Origin of the sequence: Chitinophaga sp. W3I9 (genome assembly GCF_050434025.1) — a bacterium.
Taxonomy (GTDB): domain Bacteria; phylum Bacteroidota; class Bacteroidia; order Chitinophagales; family Chitinophagaceae; genus Chitinophaga.
Genome location: NZ_JBNPWC010000001.1, coordinates 3773233 through 3784932 on the forward strand (window position 1 = coordinate 3773233; position 11700 = coordinate 3784932).

Annotated in this window: 8 protein-coding genes; 7 read left to right on the forward strand and 1 reads right to left on the reverse strand. The window is 46.9% G+C overall.

Translation table 11 applies throughout. The features are described 5' to 3' along the window. Window positions 1–9 precede the first annotated feature (9 nt). Together QFZ51_RS15615 and QFZ51_RS15620 are read left to right on the forward strand one after the other, a co-directional pair. The gene (locus tag QFZ51_RS15615) at window positions 10–825 is read left to right on the forward strand and encodes a glycoside hydrolase family 16 protein (protein ID WP_429047014.1); all 816 of its coding nucleotides are present in this window, start codon (window positions 10–12) and stop codon (window positions 823–825) included. Window positions 826–840: 15 nt separating this feature from the next. Next, window positions 841–1938 carry an amidohydrolase family protein gene (locus QFZ51_RS15620; RefSeq protein ID WP_429047015.1) on the forward strand — a complete coding sequence of 366 codons (1098 nt, stop codon included), beginning with the start codon at window positions 841–843 and terminating at the stop codon, window positions 1936–1938. Between the two features lie 78 nt (window positions 1939–2016). Here the strand turns inward: QFZ51_RS15620 and QFZ51_RS15625 are convergent, their stop codons facing one another. After that, window positions 2017–2970, reverse strand: a complete 954-nt coding sequence (locus tag QFZ51_RS15625; RefSeq protein WP_429047016.1) for a hypothetical protein — start codon at window positions 2968–2970, stop codon at window positions 2017–2019. Window positions 2971–3692: 722 nt separating this feature from the next. Here QFZ51_RS15625 and QFZ51_RS15630 point away from each other — a divergent pair. From QFZ51_RS15630 to QFZ51_RS15650, 5 genes are all read left to right on the forward strand, one after another. Continuing rightward, window positions 3693–4298, forward strand: coding sequence for an RNA polymerase sigma factor (locus tag QFZ51_RS15630; protein WP_429047017.1), 606 nt, complete (start codon window positions 3693–3695; stop codon window positions 4296–4298). A gap of 65 nt (window positions 4299–4363) precedes the next feature. Continuing rightward, on the forward strand, window positions 4364–5581 hold the full coding sequence (locus tag QFZ51_RS15635; RefSeq protein ID WP_429047019.1) for a FecR family protein: 1218 nt from the start codon (window positions 4364–4366) through the stop codon (window positions 5579–5581). 213 nt (window positions 5582–5794) lie between these two features. After that, window positions 5795–9331, forward strand: a complete 3537-nt coding sequence (locus QFZ51_RS15640) for a SusC/RagA family TonB-linked outer membrane protein (RefSeq protein ID WP_429047020.1) — start codon at window positions 5795–5797, stop codon at window positions 9329–9331. An 18-nt stretch (window positions 9332–9349) separates the two neighbouring features. Further along, window positions 9350–10732, forward strand: coding sequence for a RagB/SusD family nutrient uptake outer membrane protein (locus tag QFZ51_RS15645; RefSeq protein WP_429047021.1), 1383 nt, complete (start codon window positions 9350–9352; stop codon window positions 10730–10732). Between the two features lie 32 nt (window positions 10733–10764). Continuing rightward, window positions 10765–11697 carry an ABC transporter ATP-binding protein gene (locus tag QFZ51_RS15650; protein WP_429047022.1) on the forward strand — a complete coding sequence of 311 codons (933 nt, stop codon included), beginning with the start codon at window positions 10765–10767 and terminating at the stop codon, window positions 11695–11697. Window positions 11698–11700 lie beyond the last annotated feature (3 nt).

Below are 11700 nucleotides of genomic sequence, written 5' to 3' on the forward strand. Positions count from 1 at the left end.
AGTATGAAGATGATGAAACAATTAGTAGCCTGTATCTTTTTTGTTATGCCGGTTATTGCCTTTGCGCAAAAGGGCAAGCTGGTATGGTCGGATGAATTTAATTATACCGGGCATCCGGATCCCAAAAAATGGCGATATGAAGAAGGTTTTGTGAGACATCGCGAAGCGCAGTATTACACCAAAAACCGCTACGAAAATGCACATGTGGAAGGCGGGAACCTGATCATCAGGGCGATCAAAGAAGAGCCGTTGCGTTTGATCAAGGGCGGCACCAGCTTCGTTACTTCCGACAGCGGGGGAGAGTTTACGTCTGCCTGCCTCAATACAGAAGATATTTTCGAATTTACTACCGGCAGGGTGGAAGTACGGGCCAAACTGCCACATGGAAGGGGCGTGTGGCCGGCTATCTGGACACTGGGTAATAACATGGCCTGGGGTCCCGGTGATTCTACCCAGGTGTATTCTGAAATTGACATCATGGAATTTGTTGGACATGATCCCAACAGCATCCATGCCAACATCCATCCGGGTTATGATGGCGGCAGCCGTGGCGGAAAGATCACCATGGAAAAACCCTGGGAGAACTTTCACGTGTATGCCATTGAGTGGTATAAGGACCGGATCGATTTTTTCTTTGATGACCAGAAATATTTTTCTTACGAAAAGAAAGATGTACCCGAAGGCAAATGGGCCTATCATGTGCCACAATACCTTTTGCTGAACCTGGCTATTGGCGGCGACTGGGGCGGAGAACAGGGCATTGATCCTACCATCTTCCCGGCAGATTTTGTTATTGATTACGTACGCGTATATGAACTGAAATGACGAAAAAAAATGAACATGAAAAAAAATGTCAGCCGCCTGATAGCGGTGCTTCATTTGTTACTGTTGCCCGTGATACTGCTCGCGCAAAAAGGCGACCTTAAACTGCTCGACTGGCAGCCACGCAGTCAGCTGGTAGTGAAACAAACCAGCGTGATAAAGCCGAAGTTCCCGGTGATAGATATTCACAACCACCTGGGCGAATTAAAAAATACCGCGCACTACCTGTCGGAGATGGATAAAGCCGGCGTGATAAAATGTGTAAGCCTGGATGCTTATTCTGCCGGTGATAAATATCTGGATCATCTGAAGGCTTCACAAGCCGTATCAAAAGACAGGTTCCTCGTATTTTTCCGGCCCGACTTCGGCCGGATCGATGAACCCGATTTTGGTATAAAAGAGGGGAAGAAACTGGAAGCAGCCGTGAAGATGGGCATCCGCGGTGTAAAAATTGCCAAGGAACTTGGGCTGATCATAAAGGACAAAAGCGGGAAGCTGGTGCCGGTAGATGATCCGCGCATCGATCCCTTCTGGGAGAAATGCGGTGAGCTCGGAATTCCGGTACTGATACACGTGTCTGATCCAAAAGCTTTTTTTACGCCGGCAGACCGCTATAATGAACGGTATGATGAGCTGGGCGCGCACCCGGACTGGTCCTTTTACGGGCCGCAGTTTCCCTCCAAAGAGGCCATACTCACGCAACGTGATCATATCGTTGCACGTCATCCCAAAACTATTTTTATCGGCGCGCATGTAGGCAACCTGCCGGAGGAACTGGAGCGGGTATCCGGTTGGCTGGATAAATATCCCAATTTATATGTGGAGATTTCTGCGCGCATCAGTGAGCTTGGGCGACAACCGTATACCGCGCGCGATTTCCTGATCAAATACCAGGACAGGGTATTGTTTGGCACAGACACACCTTGTGATGCAGCAGCCTATCGTATTTATTACCGTTTCCTGGAAACAAAGGATGAATATATAGATCCGTCGCCCAGTCATCATATGCAGGCGCGCTGGATGATTTATGGATTGTACCTGCCGGATGAAGTATTGGAAAAGATTTATAACGGGAATGCTTCGAAAATACTGGGGCTATACAACGGGGGAAAGTAATCTGAACAATTCACATGCGATGATCGATACAGGGATGGCAACTGCCATCCCTGTTTTTATATTTTTAGTGATTGAAGTTTAAAACGCTTTCACCGTTTCAATGATAACAGTAATATCGCCCACACTTTTATTGTCAGTGGAGGTGGCGATACAGTGAAGCTTAAACCGGTTATCAACATACGCTTCCTGTTTAACATGCAGCACCACTGCCTCCCCGGAAAACCCCAGGTTATCGGCCAACAACGTCATTTCCCTGACATACATTTTTAATGATTTGTCAGCGGTGATGTGATGAATATACCTGGCCGCCAGGTCCAGCAGCGTATTCATCAGGATAGCCACCGGCATCGCCGGGAAGTGAGGGAAATGCCCTGCACAATAATTATCCTGGATTTTACCTAATGAGGCCGCCGCCGATAAGCCGGAAAACTGTACATCAAAAAGTGGTTTCTTTTGATGATACGGATTTGTTACGCCGAAATCAGGTGTTTCTTTATGGAAATTGTAATACAGCCGTTCGAAGAGGGCATGGGGCACTACATGGAAACTGGTTTCTATTCCACAGATAAGCTGATTGTCTTCATCCAGCAGGCAGGCTTTTATGCTAGCCATTCTTTTACTAAAAAAAGTACACGTGGTGGTGGCCACTAATTTCTTTCGGGTGTAATGTATTTTCTCCGCGGCCCTTTTATAGGTTCCCCGGTGGGCAAGATAGTAGTGTTTTTGTTTTACTGGGTTGATCAGTGCACAACATACGGATCCCAGGATGGCAAGATGCCTGCATGCTTCAGCCGCGGCAATAGGGGAGATCTCTTCTCCCAGCGGTTGTTCTGCTTCTATTGTGGCAGTTACAAAATTATGTTCATCCACACGTACCTCTTTCAGGGCGTAATAGGGCTCATGAACGTCTATCAGTTTAAAGATCTCCTCCTTTGATAATACTTTGATTGAATTTCCGGTATGGGTTAACTTGATCGCTTTGGATTGGATCTCCACCATATCGTCACTTTTAATTGTTTGCAGGCTTTCCATAGTTTATATGTTTCGGTTTTAAATGGTTATCTGAGGATGCAAAAGGATATCACCACCACCGGATGCGGGTGGTTTGCCGGGCTGCAAAAATGCCTGGTAGTTTACCTGTATAAGAGGAACTATTCCCGTATACGGCAATACAGCATATAAGATAGTTTTTGGAAACCGGTGAGGCGCTCCATGGTTATTAATTGAGTAAATGATTACAAACAACTGGTTTTTCAGGTAACGGTAAATGTCTTATGGTAATGATACTTTTACAGCGGGTAAACATGCTGTATTATGCAGCCGGTGAAGGATGCAGGGTTTTAGGAATAGCTATTTACGGTCGTTACATAGGATTCAGTCGATATTTAAAATTAAATAGTTTTGTCAAAAAACCAAAATGAAAACCCGGCGGGAATCAGAATGAATAAAATGAATAGCTATATCCAAATAACATCTGAACGTAATATATTTGTCCGATTGACAATAATTTATGAAATTGGCTGGTAAAATTTAGTATTTTACCAGCACAGTGACTGTTCATTATCATAAGCAGATGGATATTCCGTCGCGGCAACCATAATAATAAAAGGGAGTCCATCTTTTCAAGTCAACCAATAAATGCCGGTTACCATCCTGTTGTTCCTTTCATGACGAATAATCCTAATTAAAAGAAGGCGCTCATTGACTGCCGGCTTCGTGGTTATTCATTTTTTTAGTATATCATATAAGCGGGGATGCAGTTGATTAAATCGTTTGAACGTGACCAACCATATGGAGAAGCAGAACTGCTGCAACGGCTTGCTGTTGCCGATGAAGCCGCGTTTTCTGTTGTTTTCAGGGAATACTATGGTGTTTTGTGTGCTTTCGCACAAAAAATTATCCAGGAAGCAGCCGATCCGAAAGACCTGGTAAACGACGTATTCCTGAAGTTATGGAACAGGCGCCAGGCATTTGAAGACGTCCGGCACCTGAAGGATTTCTTGTTCAAATCTACCCGCAATGCGTGTTTCGATTCCATAAAGGTGGCCATTCACAGTAAAGAACGCCAGGCTGTATTTCTCGGCGCCCAGGCCGACTGGGAAACCGCTGCAGATCTTGAAATGATCCGCCTGGAAGTATTCAATGAACTTTATCATGAAATCAACCAGCTGCCGGAACAATGCAGCAAAATTATACGCATGGGTTATATAGAAGGGTTGAAAAACGATGAAATTGCCCGTGAGCTGGGGTTATCTGTACAAACGGTGAAAAACCAGAAATCCCGGGGAATAATGCTGTTAAAACGCAGGCTCCCGCCTGAAATTTTTGTCATTCTCCTGCTGATGACAACTCATTCCTGATTTTTTTTGGATGCTTTGGTACGGTAAGAATATCACGTCGTAATAAGAGAAAGCGCCGTGCCAATATGGATGAACCAACATCAAATGCCTTTTATATAGCCGCCCTGCTCAGCAAGCATTTAAAGGGAACCCTGACGCCGGAAGAGGCGGTGAAGCTACATGCATGGGTGGCGGATAACAAGCAACACCAGCAGGTATGGGAGGAAATTAATGATGCCGCCGTTCAACAGGCGGCAGTAAAGCTGATCGCCCAGTACAATGAGAACGAAGCGCTGGCGCAGTTCCTGGCCAGGTATTCACCAAACGCACAACCAGTCCCCGGGGAACGGGTTCATTTCCTGCAACGATGGAGATGGGCGGCTGCTGCAGCGGCTATTATATTTATGGCAGGTACCTTCTATTGGTTCCAGTCCCAACGACCGGCTCCTGCCGGTTTTGCTGGCAATGCACCGGTAACCGACATCGCACCCGGAAAAAATGGTGCCATCCTGAAATTAGCCGACGGTTCCCGCATAGCGTTGGATAGTCTGCAAAACGGTGTGGTGGCCACACAGAACGGCACCCGGATCTTATTTGATAACGGCCGGCTGGTGTATGGCCCTGGCGGAAAAGAAAACAATGAAGTTGCCTATAATATCATTACGACCCCGAATGGTCGCCAGTTCCGGGTAAGCTTACCGGATGGTACGCAGGTGTGGTTGAATGCCGCCAGCTCTATCCGCTATCCTACGGTATTTGAAGGTAAGCACCGGAATGTGGAGATCACTGGGGAGGTATATTTTGAAGTAGCACAAAATGCGCAAATGCCATTCCAGGTAACCGTGCCGGATAATGTCCGTATTGAAGTACTGGGCACCCATTTCAATGTAAATGCCTACGCAAATGAAGAAAGCCAGCATACCACCTTGCTGGAGGGCGCTGTGAAAGTACTGTCGCTGAAACCGCAGGCGTCAGACCTCTACCGCAAGGGCATTGTGCTCCGCCCGGGGCAACAGCTGCAATTGTCAGAAACCCCCAGGGTGATCAGCAATGCAGACATCGACAAGATCATGGCCTGGAAAAACGGGCTTTTTGATTTCGATGGAATGGATTTGAAATATGCAATGAAACAAATCGCACGATGGTACGATGTAGAGATCGTATACAAAGGGGCTGTGCCCGATATTAAATTTTATGGAAAGATCAGCAGGAACATAAGTCTGGCTGGCCTGATCAAAGGCCTGAACAGCACCGGGGTACATTTGAACATTGAAGAAGGAAAAAGACTGGTAGTCACACAATAATCATCATCATAAAAAAGATCATCAAACAGGGTTAGTCGAAAAAACAAAAAGCCGGAAGCAGTAGGAGCGCTTCCGGCAGGTAGCCGGCTAAACTTAAAATTTCGGTGTAACGAATTTTTTATCAACCAAACCACAACCAAATTTATGCAAAAAATCGCTCATGTAGAACGAAAGGGATTTCTATTGCCGGTCCCTATACAAATATTGCGGATTATGAGAATTACTACCTTCTGCCTCTTCGCCTCCTTACTGCACGTTTCCGCAAAATCTTTATCCCAGGCGGTCACTATTTCGGGGAAGGATATGCCTCTGAAGAAAATCTTTGACGCCGTTTACAAACAAACCGGTTTCGTGGTATTCAGCAACGACCGGTTGATGGAACGTGCGATCCCTATTACCATTAACGCCAGGGAAATCCCTTTGCAGGAGTTCCTGGAAAACGTATTTAAAAACCAACCATTAACTTTTTCTATCGACAGTAAAACCATCTTCCTCTCTGAAAAGCCTTACCAGCAGGAGTCTGCCACGCTTTCAGATTCTACGGTGATTCCCCTGCTGAAAGGCAGGATCCTGGATTCCACCGGTTTGCCGATACCGGATGTTACAGTGGCGGTACGCAATACAAAGCTCATGGCCGTTACCGATATCCAGGGGGATTTCTCTTTTGTAAATGTGCCCCGGAACGCTACGTTGGTAGCCACTAATATTGCTTATCAGCGAAAAGAATTAAAGCTGGAGGGAAGAAGCGCGGTTACATTCCGGCTTTATGCGGACATCAGAAAACTCGGGGAAGTACAGGTAGTGGTGAATACCGGGTATCAGGCGCTTCCACAGGAACGGGCTACCGGATCATTCGGCGTGGTTACCGGGAAGCAGCTGGCACAGGTGCCGGTAGTAAGCATCCTGGAGCGGTTGCAGGGCATGGTGCCGGGCGTGGAAATTTCCACCAAAACCACGGCGGGTAAAAGCCGTAACGGGTCGGTAAAAATCCGGGGCCTGTCTACTATTAAAAGTGAGTACACCAAAGTAAGTTTAGATCCTTTGCTGGTCATAGACGGATTCCCTTCGCAAGTGTCTATTGCCAATGGCGCGCTGGACCTGCTTAATCCAGATGATATTGACCAGATCACTTTTCTGAAAGATGCGGCAGCGGCTTCTATCTGGGGCATCCAGGCAGCCAACGGCGTAATTGTGATCACCACAAAAAGAGGAGTACGTAACAGCAAACCGGTTTTCAGTTTCTCCACTACGATGGGGACCAGCAGTAAACCTACTCTTGGATATGGAGAAATGATGTCGGTATCACAATACGTTGACCTGGAAAAAGAACTGCTGGATAAAGGAAGATATTCTGATCCGGTTCCCCGTAGCACACCGGGAAGCTATTATCCGGAGAATGGCAGCCAGGTGCAGGCTATTTATTTCAGGAACAAACGCGGAGAAATAACAGATGCCGAGATGAACGCACAGCTGGCGGCGTTGGGCGCAAACGACAACCGCTCGCAGATGGAAAAATACATGATCCAGTCACCCACTACCCAGCAATATAACCTCTCTGTTTCCGGTGGCGGAGTAAACAGCTCTTACTTTCTGTCGGGTTATTTTTATAAGGAAGACCGTGTTTACAGAAATAATACGAACAGGGGATATTCCCTCAAAGCAGGGAACACCTCCAGTTTGTTGAATGGACGCGTTACAATAAGTACAGATCTGACTTTCGGGAATACAAAGGATAAGATAAACAACGCCGCTGTAAAGGCAATGAGCACTGTGTCGGGCGGTATGCGGCCTTACGATATGCTCAAAGATGCTTCTGGTAACAATATTTATTATGATCTGCTGACTATTCCGTCAACAGCCAGGTACCTTGAAAACAAGGGATATCTTCCGTTTCGTTATTCTCCCATCGACGAACTGCAGTATTCCAACAGTTATAATACCGCTAATAACGTGGCATTGAATCTGGCGGTGAACGGTAATATCACGTCCTGGTTAGGAGTTAATATTTCAGGAAATGTAGGCAGGATGTTTACGGAATACGAGCAGTACTGGGAACCGGACAGCTACGACGCCAGGATGCTGGTGAATAAGGCTACCAGTTTGAGTTCCACGGGCACCCGTGTGTATGGCGTGCCTCCGGGCGGCAGGCTGGATCTGGCCAACGGGCAGGGAAGAAGTTACAACCTGCGTGGGCAGATCAATGTAAACAAGAACTGGAAAGACCGGCATCAGCTGAATTTACTGGCAGGTAATGAAATCAGGGAATCATATAGTAAAAACAGCGGGGAAATGCGCTACGGTTATGATAAGTCTATCAACGCTTTTCGCAGCGTGAATCCTTTTGTCGGATATACAGATATCTATGGGATCACGCAGAGTATCGGCGCCACTACCAGGCCGGTCACAGAAAAAACCACCAGGGCGCTGTCGTACTACGCGAACGGATCTTACACATTCGACAATAAATATACCGTTTCCGGAAGTGCACGTTTTGATGACTATAATTTACTGGGTGTGGAACGGCGTAAAAGAGCCATCCCTTTATGGTCTGCCGGCGCGAAATGGAACCTGGGCAAGGAAGAATTTCTCCGTAATATTACCTGGATAGATCAGCTGTCGGCACGTTTTACCTATGGCTTCAGCGGAAACGCGCCACAGGGTTATGCGCCGGTTACTACTATCAATATACTCGGTGCTGACTATTATACCAACTACCCTTATGGTGTGATTGCCACTCCCGCTATGGAAAACCTTGGATGGGAAAAAACCAGGATGATGAACTGGGGGCTCGATTTTTCCCTCTTTAAAAACAGGGTATTCGGTTCTGCAGAATATTATAAGAAATATACGACAGATATCATCTGGCAACTGCCGATCAACGGTACCTACGGTTTTATATCTACTTTATTTAACACCGCCAACCTGGAAGGTCATGGAGTGGATCTGGGAATCAATGTAGTGCCGGTTCTCAGCAAAAACTGGAGATGGACAGCCACCATCAATATGTCTTATAATACGAACATTATCAAAGATCCACGTTTCGAAAAACCGACTACTTACTTTGCGCCGGAGATGCTTTATTCAGGTTATCCCACAGATTACCTGTTTACCTACGCCTGGGCAGGATTGGATAATACCGGTCAGGCATTGATCTACAACGGTAAAGACCATTCGAAAAAATACTCTGTAGCGGAGTTTCCGTATGAAAACGTCCGGGTTTATTCGGGACGCACTACCTCACCCTGGTTTGGAAGTTTCAGTCATTCCGTGCAATACAAAGGCTTCGACCTGAGCGCACAGTTCCAGTGCGCTTTTGGTGGTGTTTTCCTGAAACCTTCTATCCAGGATATCGGATTCAGTAATAATCTTTTTGTAGGAAGAAATGGGGACCTGGCCAATCGTTGGAGACAGCCGGGGGATGAAGCCTTCACCAACGTTCCGGCTTTGGCGTTCGGCGCTAATACCAACTTCAATACCAGCACTGGCCGTTACAGGGAATCAGATCTGTTGGTAAGAAGCCGCAGTAATATCAAATTGCAGCAGGTGATGTTGTCTTATGCTATTCCTGCTACTTTACTGGGGAAAGCAGGACTGAAAAGCTTAACCGTTTCAGCGCTCGCACGCAACCTCGGAATGATCTGGGCAGCCAATAAGGAGAAGCTGGACCCCGATTATCTCTATACCACCGGCAATAACTACCAGCTTCCTCCATTAACCAATTATTCTTTCAGAGTTGCACTGAGTTTCTAATTCATTAAACCGAAAAGTATGCGTCACTATACAATAGTTATTGTTTTTTTATTACTGGGTGCCGGCATGGTTTCCTGCCGTAAATATGTGGAAGAAGTGCCCATACAGGGCCAGCGTGTGCTGGTGTATACAGAAGACTACCGCGCTTTAATGAATAACCGGGATCAGCAGGAGAGCGCCTTTGGTTCAGCCCCGCTTGTGAGCTGTGATGACGTGGAGTTCCGTGCGCCGGAGATCCAGGATAATATTAAAGGTAACACTGTTCAAACGGCCACCTATACCTGGCGTAAACCCGTTTACACGGATCTTATGCAGGACAATGACTGGAATTCCCTGTATGCCGGTATGTACACTTACAACGTAGTAATTGACGGCGTAATGGACAGTAAAGGAGGAGATCAGCTGTTGAAGCAAACGATCCTGGCGGAGGCGCTGATGCAAAGGGCTTTTACCTACTTTAACCTGGCTAACCTGTATGGAAAGCAGTATGATGCTGCTACTGCGGAAACCGATCCTGCTGTGCCGGTATTACTAAAGGCAGCTCTTTTTGTGGATTTAAAACGGGCCACGGTGAAACAGGTATATGAGCAGGTGCTGAAGGACATCACGGCGGCAATTCCCATGCTGCCACTCAAACAGGATATTAATTTCAGGCCCAATAAGGCATCGGCTTATGCGCTGTTAGCCAAAGTATACCTTAACATGCGCGACTTCACCAATGCCGCTGCTTTTGCTGATAGTACGCTGGCGTTATCAAGTACCTTGTACGACTATAATTTAGCCGTTGCCGGAAGTACCTATTTTTTTCCTTCCCAGTTCAACGATAAGCAGATCCTGCTGCGGAAAGTGCCCCGTGGAATGTATAGCGCTCCGCAGTTAAGTCAGGCAATACTGGACCTGCTCGGAACAAAGGATTTGCGCTATCAGCTTTTTGTAAAAACCGGCACTTCGTTTTATCCTTCATTTACCGGGTTGGGTTTCTGGTCGCGTGAAAAATATTCAGGCGCCCCGGATAAGCCCGCAGTGGGCCTATCCGTAAATGAAACCTGGCTGATAAAAGCAGAATGCCTTGCCCGTGCAGGCAAAACAGATGAAGCTGTGGGTATGCTGAATACACTCCGTAAATTCCGTTTCCTGGCCGCCGATTATGCAGACCTTACCGCTGCTACTGCAGCAGAAGCATTGCAACTGGTAGTGGAGGAACGCCGTCGCGAATTCTTCGGCACCGGGCTGCGTTGGTTTGATCAGCGCCGGCTGAACAAGGATCCGCAGTTTGCTAAAACTGTTACCAGGTCATTCAATGGTAACACGTACACATTGGCGCCCAACAGCAGCGGCTACGTATTTCCACTGGCCAATATACTCATCACCCAGAACCCGGAAATGGAACAAAATCCATAGACTGTACATCTGCAAAAAAAAATATAAAATAAATGGCATCAAGTATTCTCAGAATTGAAAAGTTGTCCCACCGGTACAGTACTTCCTGGGCCATCCGTGATATTAATATGGAAATAAGCCCAACAGGTATTGTCGGTTTGCTGGGCTCAAACGGTGCGGGAAAGTCGACCACCATGAATATTGTATGCGGGGCACTGAACCAGACCGAAGGCGATGTTTATATTAACGGCGTTAACATGAAAGAGCATCCGCAACAGGCCAAAAGGGATATCGGTTTCCTGCCGCAGCATCCCCCACTTTACATGGATCTTACGGTCGATGAATACCTCAGCTATTGCGCCGGTCTGCGGCATTTGCCAAAAGATAAAATGAAACCCTCCATAAAGGAAGCCAAGGAACGTTGCGGGGTAGATCATTTCAGCAAAAGACTGATCCGGAACCTTTCCGGCGGTTACCGCCAGCGGGTGGGCATTGCACAGGCCATTGTACACCAACCCAAACTGGTAGTGCTGGACGAGCCTACCAACGGACTGGATCCTAACCAGATCATAGAGGTACGGTCACTGATCAAAGAAATCGCCCGCGACAGGGCCGTGATTTTTTCTTCGCACATCCTGTCTGAAGTGCAGATACTCTGTAAAGAAATCAGGATGATCGAAAACGGGAAAATTGTTTTCTCCGATACAATGGACACGTTTAACAACTATGTAGAACCACACAGTGTGCTGGTACATATGGAGAATCCCCCGGTAGAAGCAGAGCTGCTAAAAATTAATGGTGTTACCCAGGTGGAATTCCTTACAGAAAGACAATTGCGCATTTACTTCAATGGTGAACAGGAGATCACGGAAAGGATCATCGCTGCGTCGGTACATAATGGCTGGCGACTCCGGGAGATCAGCCTTGATAAAAGCGCGCTCGACGAAATATTTAAGCAGTTATCCCATCCATCATCAAAACAATAACGG

What these genes read in the sequence shown, in the direction of transcription:
- QFZ51_RS15615 (WP_429047014.1), top strand. Translation starts at nt 10, where the DNA reads ATGATGAAACAATTAGTAGCCTGTATCTTTTTTGTTATGCCGGTTATT.
- QFZ51_RS15630 (WP_429047017.1), top strand. Translation starts at nt 3,693, where the DNA reads ATGCAGTTGATTAAATCGTTTGAACGTGACCAACCATATGGAGAAGCA.
- QFZ51_RS15645 (WP_429047021.1), top strand. Translation starts at nt 9,350, where the DNA reads ATGCGTCACTATACAATAGTTATTGTTTTTTTATTACTGGGTGCCGGC.
- QFZ51_RS15640 (WP_429047020.1), top strand. Translation starts at nt 5,795, where the DNA reads ATGAGAATTACTACCTTCTGCCTCTTCGCCTCCTTACTGCACGTTTCC.
- QFZ51_RS15620 (WP_429047015.1), top strand. Translation starts at nt 841, where the DNA reads ATGAAAAAAAATGTCAGCCGCCTGATAGCGGTGCTTCATTTGTTACTG.
- QFZ51_RS15625 (WP_429047016.1), bottom strand. Translation starts at nt 2,970, where the DNA reads ATGGAAAGCCTGCAAACAATTAAAAGTGACGATATGGTGGAGATCCAA.
- QFZ51_RS15650 (WP_429047022.1), top strand. Translation starts at nt 10,765, where the DNA reads ATGGCATCAAGTATTCTCAGAATTGAAAAGTTGTCCCACCGGTACAGT.
- QFZ51_RS15635 (WP_429047019.1), top strand. Translation starts at nt 4,364, where the DNA reads ATGGATGAACCAACATCAAATGCCTTTTATATAGCCGCCCTGCTCAGC.